At 67.5% G+C, this 24118-nt stretch carries 28 protein-coding genes; 11 read left to right on the top strand and 17 right to left on the bottom strand.

What is annotated here, in order from left to right:
* Positions 1–174: 174 nt before the first annotated feature.
* On the bottom strand, positions 175–399 hold the full coding sequence (gene rpmE / locus ACW18C_RS11100; protein WP_008258897.1) for a 50S ribosomal protein L31: 225 nt from the start codon (positions 397–399) through the stop codon (positions 175–177).
* 136 nt (positions 400–535) lie between these two features.
* Here rpmE and ACW18C_RS11095 point away from each other — a divergent pair, with 136 nt between their 5' ends.
* Positions 536–2416 carry an ABC transporter transmembrane domain-containing protein gene (locus tag ACW18C_RS11095; RefSeq protein WP_492070914.1) on the top strand — a complete coding sequence of 627 codons (1881 nt, stop codon included), beginning with the start codon at positions 536–538 and terminating at the stop codon, positions 2414–2416.
* Between the two features lie 199 nt (positions 2417–2615).
* Here the strand turns inward: ACW18C_RS11095 and ACW18C_RS11090 are convergent, their stop codons facing one another.
* The 7 genes from ACW18C_RS11090 to ACW18C_RS11060 all read right to left on the bottom strand — a co-directional run bounded on the left by ACW18C_RS11090 (position 2616) and on the right by ACW18C_RS11060 (position 7858).
* Complete coding sequence (locus tag ACW18C_RS11090) at positions 2616–3122, bottom strand: hypothetical protein (RefSeq protein ID WP_492070913.1); 507 nt, start codon at positions 3120–3122, stop codon at positions 2616–2618.
* A 541-nt stretch (positions 3123–3663) separates the two neighbouring features.
* Positions 3664–4701 (bottom strand): glycerophosphodiester phosphodiesterase, encoded by a 1038-nt coding sequence (locus ACW18C_RS11085; RefSeq protein WP_492070911.1) that lies wholly within the window; start codon positions 4699–4701, stop codon positions 3664–3666.
* 210 nt (positions 4702–4911) lie between these two features.
* Positions 4912–5718 (bottom strand): inositol monophosphatase family protein, encoded by an 807-nt coding sequence (locus tag ACW18C_RS11080; protein ID WP_492070910.1) that lies wholly within the window; start codon positions 5716–5718, stop codon positions 4912–4914.
* A 117-nt stretch (positions 5719–5835) separates the two neighbouring features.
* Positions 5836–6402 carry an elongation factor P gene (gene efp, locus ACW18C_RS11075; RefSeq protein ID WP_008264088.1) on the bottom strand — a complete coding sequence of 189 codons (567 nt, stop codon included), beginning with the start codon at positions 6400–6402 and terminating at the stop codon, positions 5836–5838.
* A gap of 99 nt (positions 6403–6501) precedes the next feature.
* Entirely contained in the window at positions 6502–7062 is a 561-nt protein-coding gene (locus ACW18C_RS11070; protein ID WP_008261886.1) for a tryptophan-rich sensory protein, read from the bottom strand.
* A 55-nt stretch (positions 7063–7117) separates the two neighbouring features.
* Entirely contained in the window at positions 7118–7360 is a 243-nt protein-coding gene (locus ACW18C_RS11065; RefSeq protein ID WP_035308935.1) for a helix-turn-helix domain-containing protein, read from the bottom strand.
* Entirely contained in the window at positions 7361–7858 is a 498-nt protein-coding gene (locus tag ACW18C_RS11060; RefSeq protein WP_492070908.1) for a DUF2975 domain-containing protein, read from the bottom strand. It abuts the gene before it with no gap.
* A 165-nt stretch (positions 7859–8023) separates the two neighbouring features.
* Between ACW18C_RS11060 and ACW18C_RS11055 the strand changes: the two genes are divergently transcribed.
* Together ACW18C_RS11055 and ACW18C_RS11050 are read left to right on the top strand one after the other, a co-directional pair.
* The gene (locus ACW18C_RS11055; protein ID WP_492070907.1) at positions 8024–8890 is read left to right on the top strand and encodes an ATP-binding cassette domain-containing protein; all 867 of its coding nucleotides are present in this window, start codon (positions 8024–8026) and stop codon (positions 8888–8890) included.
* Positions 8890–9612: an ABC transporter permease gene (locus tag ACW18C_RS11050; protein WP_492070906.1), complete on the top strand. Its 723-nt coding sequence runs from the start codon at positions 8890–8892 to the stop codon at positions 9610–9612. The genes ACW18C_RS11055 and ACW18C_RS11050 overlap by 1 nt, the downstream gene beginning before the upstream one ends.
* A gap of 7 nt (positions 9613–9619) precedes the next feature.
* Here ACW18C_RS11050 and bfr read toward each other — a convergent pair whose 3' ends face one another.
* Together bfr and ACW18C_RS11040 are read right to left on the bottom strand one after the other, a co-directional pair.
* Entirely contained in the window at positions 9620–10120 is a 501-nt protein-coding gene (gene bfr / locus ACW18C_RS11045) for a bacterioferritin (protein WP_008259683.1), read from the bottom strand.
* 138 nt (positions 10121–10258) lie between these two features.
* The gene (locus ACW18C_RS11040; RefSeq protein ID WP_183194912.1) at positions 10259–10444 is read right to left on the bottom strand and encodes a (2Fe-2S)-binding protein; all 186 of its coding nucleotides are present in this window, start codon (positions 10442–10444) and stop codon (positions 10259–10261) included.
* 131 nt (positions 10445–10575) lie between these two features.
* Between ACW18C_RS11040 and thiE the strand changes: the two genes are divergently transcribed.
* The 3 genes from thiE (at position 10576) to ACW18C_RS11025 (ending at position 13916) form a co-directional block, all read left to right on the top strand.
* On the top strand, positions 10576–11229 hold the full coding sequence (gene thiE, locus ACW18C_RS11035) for a thiamine phosphate synthase (RefSeq protein WP_492070903.1): 654 nt from the start codon (positions 10576–10578) through the stop codon (positions 11227–11229).
* A gap of 73 nt (positions 11230–11302) precedes the next feature.
* The gene (locus tag ACW18C_RS11030; protein ID WP_492070902.1) at positions 11303–12985 is read left to right on the top strand and encodes a sensor histidine kinase; all 1683 of its coding nucleotides are present in this window, start codon (positions 11303–11305) and stop codon (positions 12983–12985) included.
* Between the two features lie 43 nt (positions 12986–13028).
* Positions 13029–13916, top strand: a complete 888-nt coding sequence (locus tag ACW18C_RS11025) for a hypothetical protein (protein ID WP_492070900.1) — start codon at positions 13029–13031, stop codon at positions 13914–13916.
* A 6-nt stretch (positions 13917–13922) separates the two neighbouring features.
* On the opposite strand, the gene ACW18C_RS11020 is transcribed toward ACW18C_RS11025, so the two are convergent.
* The 5 genes from ACW18C_RS11020 to ACW18C_RS11000 form a co-directional block, all read right to left on the bottom strand.
* Complete coding sequence (locus tag ACW18C_RS11020; RefSeq protein WP_154726798.1) at positions 13923–14264, bottom strand: VOC family protein; 342 nt, start codon at positions 14262–14264, stop codon at positions 13923–13925.
* A 269-nt stretch (positions 14265–14533) separates the two neighbouring features.
* A complete protein-coding gene (gene aroC / locus ACW18C_RS11015) occupies positions 14534–15619 on the bottom strand; it encodes a chorismate synthase (RefSeq protein WP_008263701.1) in 1086 nt (361 codons plus the stop codon).
* 8 nt (positions 15620–15627) lie between these two features.
* Positions 15628–15999 (bottom strand): type II toxin-antitoxin system VapC family toxin, encoded by a 372-nt coding sequence (locus tag ACW18C_RS11010; RefSeq protein WP_492070897.1) that lies wholly within the window; start codon positions 15997–15999, stop codon positions 15628–15630.
* The gene (locus tag ACW18C_RS11005) at positions 15996–16199 is read right to left on the bottom strand and encodes a type II toxin-antitoxin system VapB family antitoxin (RefSeq protein ID WP_008258922.1); all 204 of its coding nucleotides are present in this window, start codon (positions 16197–16199) and stop codon (positions 15996–15998) included. The genes ACW18C_RS11010 and ACW18C_RS11005 overlap by 4 nt, the downstream gene beginning before the upstream one ends.
* A 58-nt stretch (positions 16200–16257) precedes the next feature.
* Positions 16258–16992: a DnaJ C-terminal domain-containing protein gene (locus ACW18C_RS11000; protein WP_492070895.1), complete on the bottom strand. Its 735-nt coding sequence runs from the start codon at positions 16990–16992 to the stop codon at positions 16258–16260.
* 220 nt (positions 16993–17212) lie between these two features.
* On the opposite strand from ACW18C_RS11000, the gene pdxH reads away from it, so the two are divergent.
* On the top strand, positions 17213–17887 hold the full coding sequence (gene pdxH, locus ACW18C_RS10995; RefSeq protein ID WP_492070894.1) for a pyridoxamine 5'-phosphate oxidase: 675 nt from the start codon (positions 17213–17215) through the stop codon (positions 17885–17887).
* A gap of 77 nt (positions 17888–17964) precedes the next feature.
* Positions 17965–19560, top strand: coding sequence for a carboxylesterase/lipase family protein (locus ACW18C_RS10990; protein ID WP_492070892.1), 1596 nt, complete (start codon positions 17965–17967; stop codon positions 19558–19560).
* Here ACW18C_RS10990 and ACW18C_RS10985 read toward each other — a convergent pair whose 3' ends face one another.
* On the bottom strand, positions 19561–20616 hold the full coding sequence (locus tag ACW18C_RS10985) for a L,D-transpeptidase family protein (RefSeq protein WP_492070891.1): 1056 nt from the start codon (positions 20614–20616) through the stop codon (positions 19561–19563).
* 46 nt (positions 20617–20662) lie between these two features.
* Positions 20663–20824, bottom strand: coding sequence for a hypothetical protein (locus tag ACW18C_RS10980; protein WP_008259259.1), 162 nt, complete (start codon positions 20822–20824; stop codon positions 20663–20665).
* 173 nt (positions 20825–20997) lie between these two features.
* Here ACW18C_RS10980 and ACW18C_RS10975 point away from each other — a divergent pair, with 173 nt between their 5' ends.
* From ACW18C_RS10975 to ACW18C_RS10965, 3 genes are all read left to right on the top strand, one after another.
* Positions 20998–22158, top strand: a complete 1161-nt coding sequence (locus tag ACW18C_RS10975) for a GNAT family N-acetyltransferase (protein WP_492070889.1) — start codon at positions 20998–21000, stop codon at positions 22156–22158.
* Between the two features lie 10 nt (positions 22159–22168).
* A complete protein-coding gene (locus ACW18C_RS10970) occupies positions 22169–23083 on the top strand; it encodes a transcriptional regulator (RefSeq protein ID WP_492070887.1) in 915 nt (304 codons plus the stop codon).
* A gap of 84 nt (positions 23084–23167) precedes the next feature.
* Positions 23168–24058, top strand: coding sequence for a GIN domain-containing protein (locus tag ACW18C_RS10965; RefSeq protein ID WP_372705658.1), 891 nt, complete (start codon positions 23168–23170; stop codon positions 24056–24058).
* Positions 24059–24118: the final 60 nt, after the last annotated feature.

Here is a 24118-nt window from a genome sequence, read left to right as displayed (position 1 = left end):
ATGGGTCGATCCCCGTGGATCGACGCCCTTGCTTCGCCGTATGTGCGAACGCCGCTTATGTTACCGATGTTCCCGGCAAACAAAAAGCGCCGGTCCCGGGACCGGCGCTCTTCGTGAGCCGATTGCTGCTCAGATGCTGCCCAAATGCTGCAACGTGTCGCAGCCAGGACGCGCTTACTTCTTGATGAAGCCGGCGAACTTGTTGTTGAAGCGCGAAACGCGGCCGCCGCGGTCCAGCAGGTGGGCGTTGCCGCCGGTCCAGGCCGGGTGGGTCAGCGGATCGATGTCCAGGTTCAGCGTGCCGCCTTCCTTACCGTAGGTCGAGCGGGTCTGGTACGAGGTGCCATCCGTCATCACCACGGTGATGAAGTGATAGTCGGGGTGCGTATCGGCCTTCATGGTCGTCGTCCGGTCTCTGGCGCGGTGACGATGCCGACCGTCGGTGCGCGTGAAATTGAGAATCCCGCCGAAAGAGTCAGCGGGAAAGAGCGGGGCGTTTACACCGGGGGGCGTTCCGGGGCAAGAGGCGGGCGCAATGACCGATCAAACCGCCGCTCCCGCCCGTTCCGCCGCCGTTTCGGGGCGCGCCTCCGGCGTCGGAACGGCCGAAGGCCGACCCAGCGCCGGGGCCCTGTTGATGGAGCAGATGTCCGAGGCGGGCGAGAAACGCGCCAAACGCCGCGACATTCGCCCCCTGGCGCGCCTGATCCCCTTCGCCATGCGCCACAAGGGCCATGCCCTGATGGCGGTCTTCTGGCTGCTGCTGTCCACCACCGCCTCGCTGGGGCTGACGGTCCTGGCCCGCGGGGCCATCGACCACGGGTTTGAGGCCGGCGGCGCCAATCTGAACCGGTGGTTCCTGCTGCTGGGCGCCAACGCCCTGTTCCTGGGCCTGGCCACCGCCGCCCGCTATTTCTACGTCACCCGCACGGGCGAGCGCGTCATCGCCGATGTCCGCAAGGGCTTGTTCGGCCGCATATTGACCCTGGACCCGTCCTTCTACGCCCATATGCGCACCGGCGAGGTGCTGTCGCGCCTGACGACCGACATCGCCCTGGTCGAGACCCTGATGACCACCTCGGTCTCCTATGCCCTGCGCAACTTCCTGACCCTGATCGGCGGGGTCGCCCTGCTGTTCTTCGTCAGCCCCAAGCTGACGGGTCTGGTCATGCTGATCGTGCCCTTCCTGCTGGGCCCCATCTTCATCTTCGGCCGCCGGGTGCGCAAACTGACCGTCGCCTCTCAGGACCGGTTCGCCAACGCCGTCGGCTTCGCCGGCGAGAGCGTGGACGCCATCGAGACCGTCCAGGCCTTCGGCCGCGAACGCAGCGCCATCGCCCGGTTCGGCGCGGCGGTCGAGGACGCCTTCGCCGCCTCCCTGACCCGGATGCGGGCGCGGGCCTGGATGACCGCCCTGATCATCATCGTCATGTTCGGCGGCGTCACCCTGGTGCTGTGGCTGGGGGCGCTGGACGTGGTGGCGGGGGTGATGACGCCCGGCGCATTGCTTCAGTTCGTGCTGCTGTCGGTCTTCGCCGCCGGGGCGGTCGGCGCCCTGGGCGAGAGCTGGGGCGATGTCCAGAAGGCCGCCGGCGCCATGGAGCGGATCGAGGAGCTGATGCAGGCCACGCCCGACATCGCGCCGCCCGCCCAGCCTGTCACCTTGCCGTCGCCGCCGCGCGGCGAGGTGTCGATGTCCGCCGTCGGCTTCTCCTATCCCGGCCGTCCCGACCTGCCCGCCCTGAAGGGGTTCAGCCTGACCGTGCGTCCGGGCGAGACCGTGGCCCTGGTCGGTCCGTCGGGGGCGGGCAAGTCCACTGTCTTCCGCCTGCTGCTGCGCTTCTACGATCCCCAGACCGGCGTGGTCTCGGTCGACGGCGTCGATGTGCGCCAGACCGATCCCGTCGCTGTGCGCGACCGCTTCGCCTGGGTGTCGCAGGAGACGCCGCTGTTCTCGGGTTCGGCCCTGGAGAACATCCGCTTCGGCCGCGAGACCGCCACCCTGGAAGAGGCCCGCGCCGTGGCCGAAAAGGCCCAGGCCCTGGGCTTCATCGACGCCCTGCCGGAAGGTTTCGACACCCCCCTGGGCGAACGCGGCAAGAGCCTGTCGGGCGGTCAGCGCCAGCGTCTGGCCATCGCCCGCGCCCTGGTCCGCGATGCGCCCATCCTGTTGCTGGACGAGGCGACCAGCGCCCTGGACGCCGAAAGCGAACGCCTGGTCCAGATCGCCCTCGACCAGGCCATGGAAGAGCGCACCACCATCGTCATCGCCCACCGCCTGGCCACCGTGCTTCGCGCCGACCGCATCGTCGTCATGGACGACGGCCGCGTGGTGGAGGAGGGGACGCACGACCAACTGGTGGCCAAGGGCGGGCTTTATGCGCGCTTGGCGGAACTGCAGTTCAGGGCGGGTTGAGGCTTCCACCTTCCGTCCTCGGGTTCGCCCCCAACTTCCGTCGTACTCGGTCCCGCCGTCGCCTTCCGTCTTCCTCGCACCCTCCGTCATCCTAGGGCGGGTATTCACCGGAACGGACAATGGCTGGCGGTGGCAATCTGAACGTCCGCTTGTCGGTCAGAAGCCAAGGAGCGCTTTCGACCCATGTCAGACTTTGCCCTCACCGGTTCTCAGGCAGGGGCACCTCAGCAGGCTCAAAAATATACCGCCATTCTTCCGAACGCGGCTTCAAGCCTTCCAAGTCGATGAATGGCGCGAGCACCTCGTTGGCTTCGGCTGCAGTACTCGGCTTGGAGTCCAAGTTATCACGGACCACTGTTATGCCGGTGAATTGCAGTACGCATGTAATAGCTACCGGCACGGTCCGAATACCGCGCTCCATTCTTATTTGGGCTGACCCTGCAATTGCAGCCTCGAAGGCGTTTCCACTAATTCTGGTCAATCTAAGTTCATGAAGAAGTGCGGCATTGTGTTCGGAGAGGAGATATAGTGACGGCTCAACTACCTCAGGTGAAACGACGTCGTGCAGCGTCATACCATTCAGTTCAGACCAGTTGCAAATCGGCCAAGTCAGCCACTCCACCCCGAAAGAACAATCCCACTCCTCGCCTTCCAAATGCACCGGCTGAAACTCGGCGGATATGTTCCAAAAGAGATTTCGGCCCACTCCAGTGATTTTGTTCTCGAATAAGTGCGCGGATATCTCACCACCCGTTGATCGAAGAGGCAATGTTAGCGGCTTTGGTCTGAACAAGCTTCGGAACACCGGTGAATTCCCCCTCAAGCAGTTTCGGAGAGTGGTCCACGCGCTAAAGTCTGTAAACAACCCCAAACCGACCTTCGGGATGTCCGCCTTCTGCGCCAGCGACCGGCTTTGTCGGTAGCGGTCTATCCCCCTCATTTCGGGGCTTGACCCGAGGATGACGGGGGAAGGGGAGGTCCAACAACCTGCCAGCGCTCCTAATTTTTCTGCCGAATAACTGGCTTTTCAATGTCTTGACGTCCGAAAACGCCGCTCAAGTCAGCACGCCCCAAAACCATGCGATACTGTCGGCACGGTCTTTGAAAACCAAATCCCCGCTCAGTCCCGCGCAGCCTGGAAATTGCACTCTTTTGCACATTGCACCGCTTTTTCCGGCCTGTGCAATGTCACTGCGTCCGCGAAGAATAGACGAAAATAGACTCTCTTTTTTCGCAGTGGATTGAGTCTATTTCTCAGCCGTCCCCTGTCGCGCCAGGGCTGGAAAGTCGCTGAACACCGCGTCCACCCCCGCCTCGGCGAAGGCGGCGGCGTATCCCGCCATGTCGCCGTGCTCCGCAACCCCTTCGCCCCGCCGCCGCTCGGCCGGCAGGAAGGCGTTCTCGGCCCGCAGGGTCCAGATCACGACCTTCAGCCCCGCCGCATGGGCCTCTGCGACCAGGGCGCTGGGCGCCGTCGTGCGGCCCTCGGCGTCGCGTGGCAGGACCAGGGTCATCTCCGGCGCGACCCAGTCGGCATAGGCGGCCATGGCCTTCAGCCCCTGCGGCGTGATCATCTGGGCGTAGGTCACGTCCGGCCGGTCCGCCGGCCCGTCCGCGCTGCTGACCAGCTGGGCCAGGGGCGCGTCGATCCGCGTCGCCAGCCGCTCCAGCGGCCCGACCTCGAAACACTGGACGATGATGGGCGCATCGGCGCCGGTCAGACCCAACCGCTCCAGTTCGACGACGAAGCGATCCTCCATCGGCAGACCGATCCCGGCGAAATAGGTCGGGTGCTTCAACTCGGGCGCCACCGCGATGGTCCGGCCCATCCGCATCGAGGCCTCGCGCGCGATGGCTGCGACCTCGTCGAAGGTCAGGATGGGTTCTTGCCCGTCATAGGCGACATTGCCGGGCCGGAACTCGGGCAGCCGCTCCCTGGCCCGCAGGGTCTTCAGCTCGGCCAAGGTGAAGTCCTCGGTGAACCATCCGGTGATGGCCGCGCCGTCGATGGTCTTGGTGGTCTTGCGATCCGCGAACTCGGGCCGGTCGGCCACGTCGGTCGTACCGCCGATCTCGTTCTCGTGCCGGTCGATGAAGACCCCGTCCCTGGATATGACCAGGTCCGGCTCGATCACGTCCGCGCCCTGTTCGATCGCCAGTTGATAGGCCGCGCGCGTATGCTCCGGCCGTTCGCCGGACGCGCCGCGATGGGCGATGATCAGGGGCTGGGCCACGGCGGGCGTTCCAACGAGCAGGGCGAGGGCGGTGACGATGGCGCGGATCATGCTCCTTGGATAGGGGCGCCGCGCGACAACCGAATGACGACGGCGTTTCTCCCTCCCCCTGCGGGGGAGGGGGGCGAAGCGCAGCGGAGCCGGGTGGGACGGGCAGGGTGAAGTCCCCCAGACCTGATTGCGCGCCAGCCTTGCCGCCCCCACCCCGTCGCTTCGCGACGCCCCTCCCCGGTCGGGGAGGGAGAGGCGGCTGTGCGACCGTCAGGACGCCTGCAGCACCTTGCGCAGCTGCGGATGCAGTTCGCTGTTGCTGGCCAGAACCGACACGCCCGTCTTGGGATCGCCGTCCGCCTCGATGGTGGTCACCGACCCGCCGGCCTCGGTGACGAACAGGATGCCCGCCGCCACGTCCCAGGGCTTCAGGCCGCGCTCGAAAAAGGCGTCGTAGCGGCCGGCCGCGACCCAGGCGAAGTCCAGGGCGGCCGAGCCCAGGCGGCGGATGCCGGCGACGCGCTGGCCGATGGCGTGGATGTCCTTGATGGCCTGGGCGTGGCCCGACTTGCCGATGAAGGGCAGGCCCGTGGCGACCAGGCTCTCCGACAGGTCGCGACGGCCGGCGACGCGGATCCGCTGGTCGTTCAGATAGCAGCCCTTGCCCTTCTCGGCCCAGAACAGCTCGTTCATCACGGGGTTATAGGTCACGCCGGCCACGATCTCGCTCGAACCGTCGGGCGCCCTGCGCTCCAGCCCCACCGTGACGGCGAAATGCGGCATGGCGTGCATGAAGTTGGTGGTGCCGTCGATGGGATCGACGATCCAGGTGTGGGACTTGTCGGTCCCCTCGATCATGCCGCGCTCTTCACCCAGGAAGCCGTAGCCCGGGCGGGCCTTCATCAGCAGTTCGTACAGGGTGTCTTCGGCGCGCAGGTCGGCGGTCGTGACGAAATCGCCCGGCCCCTTCCGCGACACCTGAAGCTGCGACACCTCGCCGAAGTCGCGCAGCATGGGGCGTGCGGTCTTGCGCACCGCGTCGAGCATGACTTGGAGCAGGGCGGAAGCGAGGGCCATCGGCGGATCTCCTGGTCCGCATGTCCTGAAAAGGCCCATTCTTCAGTTGGATGGGAGCCCGGACATGCGGAGAAGTGCAAGAAAGGGAACGGCCCCGGATGAGGCCGGCAGTGTGTCTTAGTCCGCGCGGCGGACGTATTCGCCGCTGGTCGTGTCGACGATGATGCGTTCACCGGCCGACATATAGGGCGGGATCATGATCCGCACGCCGTTCGAGGCGATGGCGGGCTTGTACGAGGACGAGGCCGTCTGGCCCTTCACGGTCGGCTCGGTTTCGGCGACTTCCAGCACGACCTGATCCGGCAGCTCCAGGCCGATCGGACGCTCTTCGTGCATCTCGATGATCACCTTCATGCCCTCTTGCAGATAGGGGATGCGCTCTTCGCCGACCCAGTCCTTCTGCAGCTCGATCTGCTCGTAGGTGGCGTCGTCCATGAAGACCAGGCTGTCGCCGTTGTCGAACAGATAGGAGAAGTCCTTCTGCTCCAGCGTCACGCGCTCGACCTTGTCTTCCGACCGGAAGCGCTCGTTCAGCTTGTTGCCGGTCTCGAGGTTCTTGGCCTCGACGTTGGCGAAGGCGCCGCCCTTGCCGGGCTTGACGTGGCTGGCCTTGGTGACGACCCACAGGCCGCCATTGTGCTGCAGGACCATGCCGGGCTTGATGGTGTTGCCGTTGATCTTCATGGGGTCACATCGGGAATGGGGTTGCGCCCACGCGCCCGGATGGGGCGTGGCGAATAGGGCGCGATCCCTAGAGGAAGCCCCGGCAAAGGGCAAGGCGGCCTAATGCAGGCTGCGGCCGCCCGAGACGTCGTCCGCCTTGCGATGAAGCAGATTGCCCATCCGCACGCCCGATCCGGTCGGCGCCGCCATCTTGCCCGCCCCTTCGTCCAGCTTGCGCGCCTCGTGGGCGAAGGCGGCGGCCAGGCCCGCGGACGACATGGCCGCCAGCACCTGTTTCCACATCGACGACGGGCGCAGGCCCAGCCAGACGGCGTTGACGGTCTGGGCCGCGACCCACAGGCCCATGGCCCTGGTCCGCTCGCGCGCCGGCGGGGCGTTCCAGACGCGCACGGCCGACAGGGTGGTGGCCGAGAACACCGCAGGAAGGATCAGACTGAAGGCGCCGTGGGGCTTTTCGGTGATCGGCAGGTCGCGGTCGCGAACCTGTCTCAAGGACCGTTTCGGCCTCAGCGCGCCAGAGGCTATGCCCGTCGCCAGCAAGGCGAACCCCACCGTCAGGGCGACGCCCATGGCCACATGCCCGGCGCTGCGCCCCTCGCTGTTCAGCAGGTCCACAGCCGCGTCGCGCACATCATCAATGGCGTCGTCGATATCCGTCATGGTCCGCTCCAGCTTGCCCGTCGAAATCTAATGGCCGGGACCGGACGCGGTTCCGTCAGACCTCTTCCGGCTCGACCGGTTCCATCTCGCGCGGATCGAAATCATAGTCCAGCAGATCGCCTGGGCGACACTCCAGAACGGCGCATAGTCGCGACAGGGTGCTGAAGCGAATGCCCTTCACCTTGCCGGACCGGAACAGGGAGAACTGGGTTTCGCTCAGGCCGACCTGGGCGGCGACATCGCGCGCCTTCAGGCCCTTGCGGACCATCAGATCATTCAGGGTCACGCGAACGGGCATTCAGATCATTTCGTCCATCTCGGCCTGCAGCAGGCCCGCCTGATCGATCACCCGTCCCAGAAGGAAGAGGGCGCCGCCGATCATGCCCAGGGTCATGCCGGCGACGTCGAAATAGGCCCAACTGCTCCGCTCGTCGCCCAGAAGCCGCATCAGATTGGTGACGCCGAACACGCTGAGCAGCCCGCCGAAGCCCAGCGCCATCCCCACACGACGCAGGGCGGACGACAGGGTCGGCTGGATCAGCCGCCCCTTGGCCAACTGCCCTAGCGCCGACCCGATCGACCAGACGGCGAACAGGTAGAGAAGCGTCGGCGAGGCCCAGACGATCTCCCGAAGCAGGAGGGTGAGGTCTCTGTGTTCTCCGCGTGCGGCGAACACCGCCGGCACGATCACATACATCAGCGCCAAGATCGCGCCGACGCTGCAAACCATGAAAACCGCGAGCCAGCGAAACTGCCGGCACATGCGGCGAAAACGGGCGAGATCGTCGGCGGCCATGGGTTTCCCTGCGGAGCTGAACCTGTCGTGTCTTTAATCTTGACTTAAAAATCCTCCTCGCGCAACTTTATCTAAGAGTTAAATACGGGGCGGGTTATGGCGGCCATAGAGACAGTAGGGCTGACGCGCATGTTCGGTCGTCGTTGTGCGGTGGACTCGGTGTCCATGACGGCCCCCAAGCATGCGGTCTATGGGTTCCTGGGGCGCAACGGCGCCGGCAAGACCACGACGATGAAGATGCTGATCGGGCTGTTGCGACCCACCTCGGGCGTGGCTCGGGTCTGCGGCGTCGACGTCGCGCAGGATCGCAGGGGTGCGGCCCGCAAGATCGGCGTCCTCCTGGAGGCGCACGGCTTCTACGCCCACCTGTCGGGACGAGAGAACCTGGACCTCACGCGCCGGCTTCTTGGTCTTGCGGCGACCGAGATCGACAGGGTGCTGGAGGTCGTGGGCATGACGCGGGACGGCGGACGCCGGGTCGGCGACTATTCGCTGGGCATGCGTCAGAGGCTCGGCATAGCGCGCGCCCTGCTGGGGGCCCCGCCGGTGCTGATGCTGGACGAACCGACGAACGGGCTGGACCCCGACGGGATCGCCGACATGCGCCTGTTTCTGCGCGAACTGCCGATCCGCGCGGGGGCGACCGTCCTTCTGTCCAGCCACCTGCTCGGCGAGATCGAACAGACCGCCACCCACGTGGGCGTGATTCACGAAGGCCGACTGGTGGTCGAGGGCGAACTGGCCAGGCTGAAGGCCGAACTGGCGCCCGAGATCGGCTTGCGCGTCGATGACCCGGCGCGCGCGCGGGCGGTGCTGCAGTCGCTGGATCTGACCCTGAGCGAAGACGCGGAGGGCCTGGTGGCGCGGCTGCGTCCCGGCAACGATCACGACCAGGTCTGCGCTGCTCTGAACCGCGAACTGGTGGCCGCAGGCGTGGCTGTGTTCGCCATCGGCGCCCGCGCCCGTTCGCTGGAGGGCGTCTATCGCGCCGCTTCCGCCCTGTCCCAATCCCGCTTTGCGGAGTCCGTCTGATGCTCGCCGTTCTGTCCGTCGAAATCCGCAAGCTGAACCGGTCACTGGCCCTTGTGTTGGCCGCGACCGCTCCGGCTCTGATCGCCGTCTTCGCCTTTTCAATGCTGCTGCGGTCCGAGACGCCTTGGGAATGGGAGAGGTGGATCGGCAGCGCCACGGCGATCTGGGCCTATTTCATGATGCCCATGTGCGTCACCGCCCTGACCGCCCTGGTCGCCCATATGGAGCATGGACCGCGCAGCTGGGATCACCTGCGCGCCCTGCCTGTGCCACGCTGGACCCTCTATGCGTCAAAGGCGGTGTGCGTGATCGGCCTGGTGCTGATCATGAGCGCGGCCGTGCTGGCCATGACGATCGGGGCCGTGATCCTCGGCGGCCTCATCAAGCCGGAGGCGGCGGCGGCAGGACGACTGGAGCTCGCGGCTCATGCCTGGATCCTGGCCAAGATCGCGGCGGCCGCCGTTCTGATGATCGCCCTTCAGTTCTGGACGGCGATCCGGTTCGCCAGCTTCGTGCCCGGCCTTGTGCTGGGCATCGGCGGAACCTTCTTCGCCGTGGTGGCGACCTCGGCGAAAGAGGGCGTATTCATGCCCTGGCAGATGCCGGTGAACATCCTGGCGACCGAGGCGTGGCGCGTTCAGACCGCCTTGACGCTGGGCGGCGGTCTGGGGCTCGTCGTCCTCGCGGCGGCGGTGATCCACCTGGCCCGCCGCGAGGGCTGAGGATCGATCAGCCGCCGGTGGCGCTGTTGTCGGTGACAATTTCCTTCATGGCCGACTGCAGATAGTTCTGCGCGCCCATCAGCTCGATCAGCTTGTGCTGGTTTTCCAGGAAGTCGATGTGTTCCTCGGTGTCGGCCAGAATCTTCATCAGCAGGTCGCGGCTGACGTAGTCGCGGGTCTCTTCGCACAGGGTCACGGCGGCGGCGGTCGCGACGCGGCTGTCCAGCTCCAGTTGCAGGTCGGCGCCCAGGCATTCGATCGGATCCTCGCCGACCTTCAGCTTGTGCAGGTCCTGCAGATTCGGCAGGCCGTCCAGGAAGAGGATGCGTTTGATCAGCATGTCGGCGTGTTTCATCTCGCCGATCGATTCTTCGTAGATGACGTGGCCCAGATGAGCCAGGCCCCAGCTTTCGAACATGCGCGCATGCAGGAAATACTGGTTCACCGCCGTCAGCTCGTTGGTGAGCACCGCGTTCAGCGTGCGGAGGATAGCGGGGTCGCCCTTCATGGCCGTGTCCTTGGTCTTGCGACGGCGCCTTCGCCGTCTGTCGAGCGACGCAATACCACAGTAAAATCGACCCTGCTTATTTGCGAGTTTTTATCACTGCATTGATAGTGCGAGTGATTTTCGGCAGCAAGCGAGGGGCTATTCAGCCGCCAGCGCGAAGGCTTCGCGGCTGTCCTGGATCATCTGGCGCATCTCGCAGACGCATTTGGCGCATTGGGCCTGGCACTGATGGCTGGCGAAGATGTCGCGCGGCCGACAGGCGCCGGCCTCGATGGCCTGGGCCACATCCCGCTTGCGAAGACCATTGCAGTTACAGACGTACACGAGAGTTCTACGCGTTCCACCGACTGAGAATGGTTCGCTATAGCACCCCTTAAGGCGATTGCAAGTCGTTCGCATGGGTGTGCGACGACGGACCCGTTGACGAATGGTCGCAGGAGGGGGAAGTCAGCCCCATGGCCAGAACCCCGACCGTTCCCGACCGCCCGCCCTGCCGGCTGTATCTGATCACCCCGCCCGCGATTCCCGATCTGGACGCCTTCGCCGCGACCCTGGACGAGGCCCTGGGCGCCGGCGACGTGGCCGCCCTGCAGATTCGGCTCAAGCCCGCCGACGACGCCGCCATTTGCGCGGCCGTTGAGCGGCTGGCGCCGATCGCGCGGCGTCATGGGGTGGCGGTCCTGCTGAACGATCGACCCGATCTGGCGAAGGCGACGGGCTGCGACGGGGTTCATATCGGCCAGGAGGACGGCTCGCTGGCCGAGGCGCGGCGCATCCTGGGACCGGACGCCATGATCGGCGTGACCTGCCACGACGACCGCGACCTGGCCTGGGACGCGGCCGAGGGCGGGGCGGATTATGTCGCCTTCGGCGCCTTCTATCCGACCGACACCAAGACGACGGTCCACCGACCCGGTCTGGAGATCCTGACGGTCTGGCAGGAGACCGTCGAGACGCCCTGCGTCGCCATCGGCGGAATCACCGTCGAGACGGCGGCGGAGGTGGCGCGTGCGGGCGCAGATTTCATCGCCGTCAGCGCCGGGGTCTGGTCCTATGACGCAGGTCCAGCTTCAGCGGTTAAGGACTTCAATCTTAGATTGAATAATTAGCATGTGACCATGTTTCAGGGGATATTAGGAACCGCATGGTTTGATGGCGCGATCAATCGCCTCGAGACCCTGCATGACCCTGAGCCGTGTGCTCGACATCGATGTCGCGGCGCCGCCGACGCAGCCGTCGGGCGCGCGCATGCGCGCCGCTGAGCCGAGCAGCGGCGATGTCTTCGCCCACCCCTTGATTCCCGTGATGACCGGCGTGGCTGTCGCTGTTCTGGCGGCGGTGTCCATCGGCTGGGCCCATAGTCTGGGGCTCATCTCGGGACTTTGGGGCGTGTGCGGGGTGGCGGTCGCCGTCTGGCTTCGGACCGGGCGGGGGCGGCGTCACGACGTGGCCTTCGCCACCGTTCTGATGATCAGCATCCTGATCGGCGAGTTGATCGCCGGCTACAAGCCCATGCTGTCCCTGCTGTTCGCCCTGGCGAACATGGTGGAGATCATCGGGGCGGTTCTTCTGGCGCGCCGCTTCGCCCCGACGCTGAACGTGTCCAGCCTGAACGGCGTGGCGCGGTTTCTCATTTGCACCGCGGCTCTCGCGCCGATCCCGGCGGGCGTGTTCGCGTCGATCGCCTTGGCGCCGTTCGGTTCGGGCGACGTGCTGGAGACGTTTCAGACCTGGTGGTTCGGTCATGCGCTAGGCTTGGCCGTCATAGGCACGCTCGGCTTGTCTCTGACCTGGTCCACCCTGGCCCGTCTCACCCGCCCCGGCGCGCTGTTGGAGGCCGGCCTGTTGCTGGCGGGCGTGCTGGCTGTCCAGTTCTTCGGCCTGACCGGCCGTGCTGAGATCGGTGTGGCGATGATCCCCTTGTTGCTCGGGGTCGCGGTCCGACTCGGCGTCGCGGGCACGGCCTTCAGCCTGCTGGTCGTCACCCTGCTGTCGGTCGGGGGCGCCATGCTCGGCTACGGTCCCCATATCGAGACCCTGAGCCGGTCGGAACAGGTTCTGGCGGCCCAGCTCCAGGTTCTGGTCGGCTATATGCCGATCCTGTTGGTCGCGGCCCTTCTGGAGGAGCGCGACCGACTGTCCGAACGGGCGCGATCCGGGCAGGTCCGGGCGGAGCAAGCCTCGGAGGCCAAGTCGCGCCTGCTCGCCAATGTGGCGCATGAGATCAAGAGCCCGGTCGCCGGCGTGATCGGCATCGGCAATCTGTGGTCGACCGGCCAGCTCGGGCCTGTCACGCCCCAGCAGTCGGAAATGGCGGACGTGCTGGTCAAGACCGCGCGCCAGGTGGAGGCGCTGGCCCACGACCTGCTCGATGTGGCGCGAGCCGAGTCCGGCGCGGTCAAGGTCGATCTGCGGCCGACCGATATTCCCGGCCTGCTGGAAGACGTCAGGCGCGCGGCCATGCTCAGGTCGGAAGCCCAGTCGGTGGATGTGCAGGTGGTCTGCGAGGGCGACGGTCTGGTCGCGGTGGCCGATTCCCAGCGACTGGCGCAGGTGATCGACAATCTGACCAGCAACGCCCTCAAATACGGCGGCTCGGGCGGGCGGGTGATTCTGCGGGCGCTTCGTGCGGACCAGCATATCCGCATCGAGGTGGTCGATTTCGGCCCGGGCCTGTCCTCGCAGAAGCAATCGCAGCTGTTCGAGCCCTTCAATCGTCTGGGACTGGAGCGATCCAGCGTGGAGGGCCACGGCGTCGGTCTGGCCATCGCCAAACGACTGGTCGAACTGCAGGGCGGCGCCATCGGCGTGATCTCGAGCCCCGGCGAGGGCGCGACCTTCTGGGTGAATCTGCCGCACGCCTGACCGCACGCTTGCGGTTCCTTCGGCGCCGGGTAATGGTCCGGCCATGGTCGTCATCGCTCTCGCCGTCGCTCTTGTGTCCGGGCAGGACACGTCCACGCCGCGCTCGGCCTCGGATCTGACTCGCGATCTCAACAGCGGACCGCCGTTCGCGACCTCCGCTCCAACCTCGGCTCCTGTTTCGGCCCCCGCGCAGGTCGCCCCGGCGCCTGCGCCTGCGCCCGTCCGGGTGGAGCCGGCCCCGCAGTCCAGGCCTGCGCCCCAGCCCTCGACCTTGACCCGCGACCTGAACAGCGCGCCGGCCTCGACCGCCCGGCCGGTGACGCCCGGGGCCCAGACGCCCGCCGCCCAAACGCCTGCTGCCCAGACGCCTGCTGCCCAGAGGCCGGTTACGCCGCCGCCTGCGCAGACCCCTGTCCGGTCTCCATCGATCGCCCCCGTCGTCCAGCGCCCCACCGCCGCGCCGACCCCTGCGCCGGTTCAGGCCAGTCCCGTGCGGCCCGCGCCTGCGCCCGCGCCAACCCAGACGCCGTCAACGGTCGCCCCGGCGCCTGCGCCGCCCGTCGGGCCTCAAGGATTGGACGCTGCGGCCATGGCCGCCTTGCCGTTCACGCTGGACCTGCCGTCCGGAAACGTGCTGACCCAGTCGCGCGCCGGCGCTGACGCCCGAATCTACGCCGTCCGTCGCGCGGACACGGTTCTGGTCATGATCTACGCGGGGCCGGCGTCGCAGTTTCCCATCTATGACGGCCAGATGATCCAGGCCGGCGGACGGGCCTCCATCGTCGTGACCGAGGGCGGACGCCGCCTGGCCATCGAGCATCTGTTCCAGCGTGCGACCGCGCCGCTGGAAATCCACGTCTGGGTGGCGTCGCCGGACGGCGCCGACCGCGAACAGGGCGAACGGATCGCCCAGTCGGTCGACGCCCGCTAGGCGATCTCAGTTTTCGGACCAGACCGCCATTTCGGTTCCCGCCGGATCGGCGAAGTGGAACCGCCGGCCGCCGGGAAAGGCGTAGATCGGCTTCAGGATCACGCCGCCCGCCGCCTGGACCTTGGCCTGCATGGCTTCCAGATCGTGGGCGTAAAGGATGGGCAGGGGCGTCTTCGTCCGCTCGGCTTGGTCGGCGTCGAACCCTCCATCCAGTCCCTGGTCGAAGGCGGCGTAGGTCGGGCCGTAGTCGACGAAGGTCCAGCCGAAGGCCCGGCTGTAGAATTCCTTGGTTTCGGGCAGGCTGGCGGCGGGCAGTTCGAGGTAGTCCAGTTTTCCGTCTTCACGCACGGGTGATCTCCTGGGGTGCGGCGCCACCGACGAACCTCTCTTGCACGCCGCCCGGATGTGCGCAAACCTGCAAACGGTTCGCAGTTGCAGGAGTCGCTGATGATCGTGATGACGACGGGTCTAACCGGCCTGATGGCTCTGATGCGACAGGATGAGAAGACGGCCGCACGAACGGAAGAGCGCGCGCCTGTCCGCCCGACAGTGGTTTCGGACAGTCAAAAGCTGCGCGCCCGACCGGGCTGATCGACCCACCCCTCAGTCCTTGGCCGTCAGCCCACCTGGGCGCGGTGGCGCAGCAGGGCGTCGGCCAGGACGCAGGCGGCCATGGCCTCGACCACCGGCACGGCGCGAAGGGCGACGCAGGGGTCGTGGCGGCCCTTGGTGCGCAGGTCGGTCTCCTCGCCGTCGCGGGTGATGGTCTGGCGCGGCGTCAGGATGGAGGAGGTGGGTTTGAACGCCACCCGCGCCGTGACCGGCTGCCCCGTCGATATGCCGCCCAGAACCCCGCCCGCATGGTTGGACAGGAAGACCGGCTGCTTGTTCAGGTCCAGCCGCATCTGGTCGGCGTTGTCCTCGCCCGACAGTTCAGCGGCCGCGAAGCCGGCGCCGATCTCGACGCCCTTGGCGGCGTTGATCGACATCAGGGCGGCGGCCAGTTCGGAATCCAGCTTGCCGTACAGGGGGGCGCCCCAGCCGGCCGGCACGCCTGTGACCTCCAGCGCGACCACGGCGCCGATGGACGACCCGGCCTTGCGGATATCGTCCAGATAGGCCTCCCACGCGGACACGACGGCGCGCGACGCGGCGAACAGGGGATTGTCGTGGACGGCGTCGAAATCGATGTCTTCGGGGGCGATCCTGTGCGGCCCGATCTGGACCACGCCGGCGCGGATCTTCACGCCGTCGCCCAGCACCTTGCGCGCCACGGCGCCCGCCGCCACCCGGCTGGCGGTTTCCCGCGCCGAGGACCGTCCGCCGCCGCGCGGATCACGAACCCCGTATTTGGTCTGATAGGTGAAGTCGGCGTGGCCCGGCCGATAGGCGCGGGCGATCTCGCCATAGTCCTTGGACCGCTGGTCCTCGTTCTGGATCAGGATCGAGATGGGCGTGCCGGTGGTCACCGGGCCTTCGCCGTCGTCGAACACGCCCGACAGGATCTGGGCCGTATCGCTCTCGCGCCTCTGGGTCACGAAGCGCGAACCGCCGGGCTTGCGCTGATCCAGCCAGGGCTGGAGATCGGCCTCGGTCAGGGGGATCAGCGGCGGACAGCCGTCCACGACGCAGCCGATAGCCGGCCCATGGCTCTCGCCCCAGGTGGTCACGCGAAAGAGATGGCCGAAGGTGTTGTGCGACATGGCGCAACCTAATGGTCGAGGACGGCGGCCAGGTCCAGTGTCCGGGCGGCCTCCTGTAGCCGACGATCCCGCGTCCACAGCCGCGCGCCGGGCGTCAGTCGGGTGGAGGCGAGGAGGTGAAGATCCAGATAGCCGACGCCAATCCCGAAAAGCCGGTTCTTTTCGATCAGGGTCAGCACCTCTTGGTGCGAGGCGGCGACAGCGGTCGGCAATCGCGAGAGTTGGTCGAGAAAGGCGCGGCGGTTGGCGAGGTTTCCAGCGGCCAGTTCACCGATGATGGCGGGATGGCACAGGATGTCCTCGCCACGAAGCCGCTCAACCAGGGTCTGGTCTGTTGATCGCAGGTGCGCGATCCATACCGAACTGTCGGCCAGGATCATTCCTCGACCAATTCGGGGCGTCGCCGAGGCGCGGCTGTGGCTTTGGGGTCAGTTCCGCCCATGGCGGCCAGGCGACGCGCCGCCTCGCGGGCGACGAACGCCTTCAGGGCTTCACGAATGATCGCGGACCGCTCGGACAGACCGGAGTATTCCGCCGCCATTTCCATCAGTTCGTCATCGAGTGTCACGGTGGTCCGCATGGCGTGCCTCATCAAAAACGTCACCAGATGATGCGCTCAATGACACGGCGCTTCAAGATCAGGCCGCCAGACGCTCCGGCGCCCAGGCGCGGGTGAACCGGACCAGCATATCCTCGGCGGCCGAGGGCGCCTCCGACGACGGGGTCAGGGTCACGAACAGATGGCCCGCAGGATGGGGACCGCGCGCCGGCAGGCCCATATCCTTGAACCGCACCCGCGCCGGCGCCGCCATCTCGGGCGTGATCCAGGCCGAACGAGGGCCTGCGTGGGTTTCGATCTCGACCCGGCCGCCTTCGTCCAGCAGGCGCGAGGGGGTTGGCCAGGTCATGAACAGATCATCGCCCATGACCGAAAGCCCGTCCTCGGGCCGGATCAGCACCGCCAGATACAGGTCCGAACCGTCCGTCGCGCCGCCGCGCAGCCGCAGATGCTCGCCCGTGCGCAGGCCCGCCGGGACGGCGACCCGAACCGTGCGCGCGCCCAGCCTCAGTTCGACCCGCGCGCCGGCCAGGGCCTGCATCGGGCTGAGCCCCAGCACCGGCCGCGGCGCGGGGCGTTCGGCGGGCGCGGCCAGGCTGGGACGGGCAGGGGCGTGGGCCTGGATCAGGCGGTAGGCGGCGATCACCCGCCGGAACCGTTCGGCGTCTCCGCCGGCCTGGTCCGGACGCGCCGCCTTCACCGCTGCACGGAAGGCGGCCTTCAGGGCGGCGGCGTCGGCCGCGCCGTGCAGACCCAGGATCGACAGGGCTTCGCGAACGGCGGCGGCGTCGGAGGTGGAACGGATGGCGCTCATTCCCGTACCGTTCGCGCCTTAGGGTCAATGCCGGGTTAACTTAACTTTTCGGGCTACCGCGCTTCGCGCACCTTGAGGCCATTCATGTTGGGCTACCGCGCCTCGCGCGACTTGAGGCCATTTATGTCGGGGGGCTACCGCGCCTCGCGCGACTTGAGCCCGGGGGGGCGTTTTGATCCGGATCATTTCCACCGCCTCTGTCCCGCGCTAAGTCAGGCGCATGAACCCCCCCGTGATCCCGCCCAGCCCGTCGCGCGAAGAGTACGCGCGCGACTATGCCGCCGCTCTTGCCGCCAATGGCGACGAGACGATCTTTGACCGGGTCGAGCCCATCGGCCTGTTCGTCGAATGGCTGGCCGAGGCGGGGGCGCACGAGGTCAATGATTCCAACGCCATGACCCTGTCCACGGTGGACGCCGACGGCATGCCCGACGCCCGGATCGTCCTGCTGAAGGATGTGGATGGGCGCGGCTTCACCTTCTATTCGAACCGCGAGAGCGCCAAGGGTCTGGAGCTGGACGCCCGTCCGGTGGCCGCCCTGACCTTCCACTGGAAGTCGTTGCGGCGTCAGGTGCGGGTGCGCGGCCAGGTGCAGCCGGTCAGCAAGGAAGAGGCCGACGCCTATTTCGCCAGCCGCGCCCGCGAGAGCCGGGTCGGGGCCTGGGCCTCGGACCAGTCTCGTCCGCTGGACGCGCGTGCGACGCTGGAAGGCGCCGTGGCGCGCGAGACCGCCCGGTTCGAGGGCGACGAGGTGCCGCGCCCCGAACGCTGGACCGGCTGGCGTGTGACGCCGCAAAGCGTCGAATTCTGGCGCGACCGTCCATTCCGCCTGCACGACCGGTTGCGCTTCACGCGCGACGGCGACGCCTGGAGCCGCGAACGCCTCTGGCCTTGATGTCGCGGCCGTTCGGCGCGAACGAAACGCTCTGGCTTCGGCCGCGTTAAGCTCGCTCGTCTCGGCCAAGGGTCTTCATGCGTTTTCTGCCGCTTCTGTTCGCGTCTTTGCTGCTTGCGGCCTGCGCCACCCATCCCGGCAAGGTCGATCATGTCCGGTTCGCCAGCGACGCCCGGTCCGTGCTGGCGGCGACACAGGCCGGGACGGTGCGCGGCGTTCAGGGCGCGGGAGTTCGCGCCTTTCTGGGCGTGCCCTTCGCCCGTCCGCCGGTCGGCGATCTACGCTGGCGCGCGCCGCAGCCGGTCCAGGCCTGGACCGGCGTGCGCGATGCGACCCGGCCGGGATCGGACTGCACCCAGGCCATTGGGCGCAAGGCCATTCTGGGCGGGGGCGGCGGCCTCGTCGTGGGGGGCGAGGACTGTCTGTATCTGAACATCTATGCGCCCGCCGGAGACGCCGCCGAGCTGCGGCCGGTGATGGTCTATATCCCCGGGGGCGCCTTCACTGTCGGCTCGGGCGTCAACTATGATCCGTCGAAACTGGCCGCCGATCAGGATCGGGTGGTCGTCACCCTGAACTACCGCCTGGGCGCCCTGGGCTGGCTGGCCCATCCGAAATTCCAGGCGGAGAGCGAAGGCTTCGGCGGCAATTTCGGCCTGATGGACCAGCAGGCGGCCCTGCAATGGGTGAATCGGAACATCGCGGCCTTCGGCGGCGATCCGGCCAATGTGACCCTGTTCGCCGAGAGCGCAGGGGCATGGACGGCCTGCTACCTGATGGCCTCGCCCAAATCCGAGGGCCTGTACCAGCGGGTCATCATGCAAAGCGGCGGATGTCTGGAGCCGTCCTCCCTGGTCAGCGCGGAGGAGGCGGCCAGGACCGGGCCGAAGTTTGCGGAGAACCTGGGGTGTGGCGGCTCCGATCAGATCGACTGTCTGAAGGCCCTGCCGGCCTGGCGGTTGGCGCGCGCGCCGTCCCTGCGGGCGGGCATCAATGGGCCTGGATCCTGGGGACCGGTTCATACCGACGCGACCGTGCCGGAAAACCCGGCCCTGGCGATCCACGAGGGCCGCTTCACCCGCGTGCCGGTCATCGTCGGCACGAACCTGGACGAGGGGCGGCTGTTCGCCAACGAGGTCAAGGACATGGATCGCTACCAGAAGGAGACGATCTGGATGTACGGCGATGTCGGCCCGCGCGTGCTGGACCGCTATCCCGTCGGTCCTGAGGGGCCGGCCTACGCCATCGCTGCGAACTTCACCGACCAGAGGTTCGCCTGTCCGTCCCAGGCCCTGCGCCGTCAGTTGTCCCGCTATGTGCCGGTCTGGGGCTATGAGTTCGCGGATCGCGGCGCGCCCTTCGTCCTGCCGGACTGGCTGGTCGGCCTGGACCTGGGCGCCTATCATGCCAGCGAACTGGCCTATGTGTTCGGGACCAGTTGGGTCTTCACCGATGTGAAGCGGTTCACACCCCGGCAGAAGGCCCTGTCCGACCGGATGCAGAGGTTGTGGGCCGGTTTCGGCCAGGGCGACTTCGGCCCCGAATGGCCCCGCGTCGAGGGTGCGGGGCCGGTGCGGGTGTTCACCGCCCAGGGCGACCGACTGGATAAGGACTTCTTCGGCCGCCACCACTGCGACTTCTGGGACGGAACGCCTTTCGGCGCGGTTCAGTAGTCAGACGAACCGCACGGTCACGCCGGGCTTGACCTTGTCGGCCAGCATCCAGGCGTCCCAGTTGGTCAGGCGGACGCAGCCGTGCGAGGCGGTCTTGCCGACCAGATGCGGGTCGGGCGTGCCGTGGATGCCGTAGCTGGGCTTGTTCAGATCGATCCAGACCACGCCGACCGGATTGTTCGGTCCCGGCTGAACCACGACCTTTCGGCTTCCCTCGCCAAAGCTCAGCTTGGACGGGTCATAGGTATAGTTCGGATTGCGGGCGACGCCGTTGACCTTGACCGTGCCGGTGGGCGTCGGATTGTCGCCGCTGCCGATGGTGGCCGGGAAATAGGCGATCAGCTTGCCGTCGGCGGCGAAGGCCTTGACCGATCCCTCGGCCTTGTCGACGTCGATATGGTCCACCTCGGCCGGCAGGGGCGTGGTGTTCACCGCCGGAACCAGCAGGGTCTGGCCGACGCGGTTGAAGTCCGCGCCCGGGTTCATCGCCCTCAGCAGGCCCTCGGTCACGTGGAACCGCTCGGCCAGGGCCTCGACGATATTGGCGTAGCCCATCGCGGCCGCCTCGCCCTGGGCTTCCAGATCAGTCGGAACCACGCCGATATAGGGGCCGGCGACGTCCTCCTGGGTGATCCGATAGGTCGAGGTCACGGCGCCGATCCCCACGGCGCGAAGCCGGCCCATGATGTCGGCGTCCAATTCGCCGGTGACGGGCAGACCCTGCGCCTCCTGAAAGGCCGAGATCGCCTGACGCATGTTCGAGCCGGCCAGTCCGTCGATGGCGCCGGGCGAAAACCGCGCCCGTTCCAGCAAAATCTGGGCGCGGATCAGGGCCGGTTCCGGTTGAGCCGGATTTTCCGCCGTCGTCGGGGGCGTGTCGGGTGCGGGGGGCGAATAGGCGCTGTTCTCGATGGCGTCGCGCGACAGGGGGCCTGACTGCCCGACTTCGGCGGCGGGGGACGTCGCCGCATCTCGGTCATTGTGGGCGGGCGGGGAACAGGCGGCCAGGGTCAGGACGGCGAGACTGGAGGCGAGGCAGGCGAAACGGCGGTTCATTCGGGAGCTTTCGGAGGCGACAGACAAGGGCGTGGAGGCGTCGGGTTCAGTTCTCTTCGCCCGTCGCGGGATCGGTCGCGGTCTCGCCGGAGTTGCTGGAGCCTTCCGAGCCCTTGGGTTCGGTCGCGGGGCGCGGCGGTTCGCCGTCGTGGTCCGGACGCAGGTTTTCGTTCTCTACGTTGCGATTGTCGGGGCGTGCGTCTGTCATGGGGGTCTCCTGGCGGAGCAGGCCTCCGCAGGATGGCAACGCGCGCGGGCCGGCGGGGCTCCCGGCTGTGGCGATATCACCCCGTTCACCATGACGATGAACCATACCGAAACGGGCCATGGCGCATGGTTTCTGGAATGGACCTTGCTCCCAAGGGTCGCATGAGGACGCGCATGGCCGAAACGCTGCAGGTCGAGATCATGAGCGCGGAGGCGATGGGCTCCGCCGCGATCGCCCTGTGGCGCGACTGGACGACGACCAATCCGGCCCTGACCAGTCCCTATTTCCGCTGGGACTATACGCAGATCGCCGCCCGCGTCTGTCCAGGCGCGGCCGTGGCCGTGTTTCGGCGCGGCGGGCGGATCGTCGGCTTCTTCCCGCATCAGAAACGCGGCGGATCGGTGCAGCCGCTGGGTGCGCCGATGAACGACTATCATGGCGTGATCGCCGCCGAGGGCGAGACCATCACGCTGGAACAGGTGGCGCACCTGCTTCATGCACGCCGGTTGAACGTCCCCGGCTGGATCGGCGCGGCCGAGACCGGCCAGGCGCGTGAGACCGTTCAGGTCGCCATGCCGGACGCCGGCTTCGACGCTTGGTACGCCGAGCGTCGCGTGACCTTCGGTAAATATTTCAAGGACAAGGAACGGGCCCGTCGCAGCCTGGAGGCCGAGCTGGGCCCCGTTCGGGTCGAACGCGGCCTGCGCGACCCCGCCCTGCTGGACCAGTTGATTGAACTGAAGGCGGCCCAGTATCGCCGCTCGGGCCTGCACGACATTTTCGCCTGTGGCTGGACGCGCGACCTGCTCCACGCCCTGATGGCGGACCCCCGGCCTGACTTCGGGGCCTCGATGGCGGCCATGCATGCGGGGGACAAGCTGGTGGCGATCGAGTTCTCGCTACACGCTGGTCGGCATTATCATTTCTGGTTCCCGGTCTATGAACCCAGCCTGGCGCGTTGCTCGCCGGGGATACTGCTGAGCATGGACACGATGCGGCTGGCCTCGGCCGAGGGTTTCCGTGTCTTCGACTTCGGGTTCGAGGGCGAGAGCTACAAGAAGTATTTCGTCAACGCCCGGCAGACGGTGCGTGAGGCGGTGGTGATGCGGCCCGGCCTGACCCAGGCCCTGGGCGACGCAGCGGTAGGGGTGCTGGACAAGGCGGGCGGCCGGGGCGAGGCGCTGCGGGCGTCGCTGCGCCGTCGCTGGTCCACCATCGAGGCCTGCGAGGCCTCGCCGGTCGGGCGGCTGCGCGGCGCGGCCGTCGCGGTTCGGTCCGCCGTCAGCAAGGCCGCCGCCCGCAGGAAGACGCCCACGCGCGTCGCCCATGTCTGAGGATACGATCATGAGCGGCCGCCGCACCCGCTATCCCGGCCCCATCGCCGAGGCCGGAACCCATCCGCACAGCCTGGTGGAACAGGGCTTCGCCGAGGATGCGGCCCTGGCCGCCGTGCTGGACCGCTATCCGGCCGAACTGTTCGACATCAATCTGTACGATTACGACGACGCGGGCCAGGTGTCCTTGCGCACCGGCGCGCGGGGGCGGCTGTCGGGCGAGGACCTGCTGGAGGCGATCAAACAGGGCCGGCTCTGGGTCAATCTGCGCGGGGTCGAGACGGCCTGGCCCGAATTGTGGGCGGCGGCGATGAAGGATTTCGCCGCGATCCAGGCGACCTATCCGGGTCTGCGGGCTGTGCGGAACGCGGGCCAGCTGATCCTGTCCTCGCCCAAGGCGCGGGTGCCCTATCATTTCGATGCGGCGGGGGTGGTTCTGTTCCATCTGCGCGGGCGCAAGCGGCTGTTCGTCTATCCGGGCGACGAGCGGCATCTGCCCGAGCGCAGCATGGAACAGGTCGTCGCGCGCCAGACGACGGAGGAACTGCCCTATGATCTGGCGTTCGAGAACGACGCCCAGGTCATGGATCTGGAGCCCGGCCGCGCCCTGACCTGGCCCTTGTATGCGCCGCATCGTGTGGAGAACCTGGACCGGTTCTGCGTCAGCCTGTCGATGGATTTCCAGACCTGGCCGTCGCGGTTCAGAAACGGCGCACTGTTCACTAACGCCGTGATCCGCAGCCGGGGCGGCGAGCCGCGCCTCACCGACGGCATGGCGGCGCCGGAACTGGCGGCGCGCTGGGTGGCGTCGCTGGCTTTGAAACGAGCCGGGGCGATGAAGAGCCGGATCGCGACCTTCGAGCGCGACTTCCAGCCCGAGGTCGGGGCTGCGGACGGCGCGGGCGCCTTGAACGCCACCCGTTAATTCGAGTTCATGACCTCGAGTTAAAATGACTCGCGGGTCGCCAGCGCGCACCTTTTCCTCATATCCGGGAAAGGGAACGCCTCCATGAAAACCGCTCTGATCGCCGCCGCCGCCGTCGCCGCCCTGACGGGGTTGGCCGCCGCCGCGCCCGCATCGGCCGGCGAAGTCGAGATCCGCAACGCCGTGGCGCGCGTGGTCGTCATCGTCGAGGACCGACAGGACATCGCCGTCGAGGTGACGCAGGGCCGGTCACGGCTGCCGGCCGTACAGGTGCGGCGCAACGGCCGTGACGTGGAGATCGACGGCGGGCTCCGCCGCAATGGCGTCTGGGGTCGTGGCGACGGCATACGCAACTGCAACTCGGGCCGCGCAGACGCAGCCCAGCCCGGCCAGGGCGCGACGGTCGAGGTGCGCGATCTGGGCCGCATCCGGCTGGAGGACGCGCCCCTGATCATCCTGCGCACGCCGCGGAACGTGGATGTCAGCGCCGGCGGCGCCGTATTCGGCGCCGTGGGACGCGGCGCGCGCTCGGTCGAACTGGACAGCGGCGGCTGCGGCGGCTGGACCATCGCCAATGTGGACGGCGACCTTGAGCTGGGCGTCGGCGGTTCGGGGTCGATCCGCGCCGGGACGTCGCGGACGCTGGACGCCAGCGTCGGCGGTTCAGGCTCGGTTTCGGCCGGCGGCACCGGCGACCTCAAGGTCGCCGTCGGCGGCTCGGGCAATGTGGAGGTCGCCAGCGCCAATGGTCAGGGCGACATCTCCATCGGCGGCTCGGGCGGGGTGAACGTCCGCCAGGGTCGGATGGACAAGCTGTCGGTCGCCATCGGCGGGTCCGGGGACGTCCGCTACGGCGGAACGACCCGCGACCTCAGCGTCGCCATCGCCGGCTCGGGGAATGTCCGCGTCGCCGCCGCCACAGGCTCAGTGTCCCGCACCGTCGTCGGATCCGGGACGCTTCATATCGGGCGTTAAGACCCGTATCTCGCCGCGAGAGGAAAGGCCCCCGGTCGTGGAACCCTGGGGGCCTTTTTC

This window comes from Brevundimonas sp. FV1ye7S (genome assembly GCF_058680995.1).
This window is presented reverse-complemented; position numbering and strand designations above follow the sequence as displayed.

Coding starts and splice junctions, on each gene's coding strand:
- rpmE (WP_008258897.1), bottom strand. CDS start 399: ATGAAGGCCGATACGCACCCCGACTATCACTTCATCACCGTGGTGATG.
- ACW18C_RS11095 (WP_492070914.1), top strand. CDS start 536: ATGACCGATCAAACCGCCGCTCCCGCCCGTTCCGCCGCCGTTTCGGGG.
- ACW18C_RS11085 (WP_492070911.1), bottom strand. CDS start 4,701: ATGATCCGCGCCATCGTCACCGCCCTCGCCCTGCTCGTTGGAACGCCC.
- ACW18C_RS11080 (WP_492070910.1), bottom strand. CDS start 5,718: ATGGCCCTCGCTTCCGCCCTGCTCCAAGTCATGCTCGACGCGGTGCGC.
- efp (WP_008264088.1), bottom strand. CDS start 6,402: ATGAAGATCAACGGCAACACCATCAAGCCCGGCATGGTCCTGCAGCAC.
- ACW18C_RS11070 (WP_008261886.1), bottom strand. CDS start 7,062: ATGACGGATATCGACGACGCCATTGATGATGTGCGCGACGCGGCTGTG.
- ACW18C_RS11065 (WP_035308935.1), bottom strand. CDS start 7,360: ATGCCCGTTCGCGTGACCCTGAATGATCTGATGGTCCGCAAGGGCCTG.
- ACW18C_RS11060 (WP_492070908.1), bottom strand. CDS start 7,858: ATGGCCGCCGACGATCTCGCCCGTTTTCGCCGCATGTGCCGGCAGTTT.
- ACW18C_RS11055 (WP_492070907.1), top strand. CDS start 8,024: ATGACGGCCCCCAAGCATGCGGTCTATGGGTTCCTGGGGCGCAACGGC.
- ACW18C_RS11050 (WP_492070906.1), top strand. CDS start 8,890: ATGCTCGCCGTTCTGTCCGTCGAAATCCGCAAGCTGAACCGGTCACTG.
- bfr (WP_008259683.1), bottom strand. CDS start 10,120: ATGAAGGGCGACCCCGCTATCCTCCGCACGCTGAACGCGGTGCTCACC.
- thiE (WP_492070903.1), top strand. CDS start 10,576: ATGGCCAGAACCCCGACCGTTCCCGACCGCCCGCCCTGCCGGCTGTAT.
- ACW18C_RS11030 (WP_492070902.1), top strand. CDS start 11,303: ATGACCCTGAGCCGTGTGCTCGACATCGATGTCGCGGCGCCGCCGACG.
- ACW18C_RS11025 (WP_492070900.1), top strand. CDS start 13,029: ATGGTCGTCATCGCTCTCGCCGTCGCTCTTGTGTCCGGGCAGGACACG.
- aroC (WP_008263701.1), bottom strand. CDS start 15,619: ATGTCGCACAACACCTTCGGCCATCTCTTTCGCGTGACCACCTGGGGC.
- ACW18C_RS11010 (WP_492070897.1), bottom strand. CDS start 15,999: ATGATCCTGGCCGACAGTTCGGTATGGATCGCGCACCTGCGATCAACA.
- ACW18C_RS11005 (WP_008258922.1), bottom strand. CDS start 16,199: ATGCGGACCACCGTGACACTCGATGACGAACTGATGGAAATGGCGGCG.
- ACW18C_RS11000 (WP_492070895.1), bottom strand. CDS start 16,992: ATGAGCGCCATCCGTTCCACCTCCGACGCCGCCGCCGTTCGCGAAGCC.
- pdxH (WP_492070894.1), top strand. CDS start 17,213: ATGAACCCCCCCGTGATCCCGCCCAGCCCGTCGCGCGAAGAGTACGCG.
- ACW18C_RS10990 (WP_492070892.1), top strand. CDS start 17,965: ATGCGTTTTCTGCCGCTTCTGTTCGCGTCTTTGCTGCTTGCGGCCTGC.
- ACW18C_RS10985 (WP_492070891.1), bottom strand. CDS start 20,616: ATGAACCGCCGTTTCGCCTGCCTCGCCTCCAGTCTCGCCGTCCTGACC.
- ACW18C_RS10980 (WP_008259259.1), bottom strand. CDS start 20,824: ATGACAGACGCACGCCCCGACAATCGCAACGTAGAGAACGAAAACCTG.
- ACW18C_RS10975 (WP_492070889.1), top strand. CDS start 20,998: ATGGCCGAAACGCTGCAGGTCGAGATCATGAGCGCGGAGGCGATGGGC.
- ACW18C_RS10970 (WP_492070887.1), top strand. CDS start 22,169: ATGAGCGGCCGCCGCACCCGCTATCCCGGCCCCATCGCCGAGGCCGGA.
- ACW18C_RS10965 (WP_372705658.1), top strand. CDS start 23,168: ATGAAAACCGCTCTGATCGCCGCCGCCGCCGTCGCCGCCCTGACGGGG.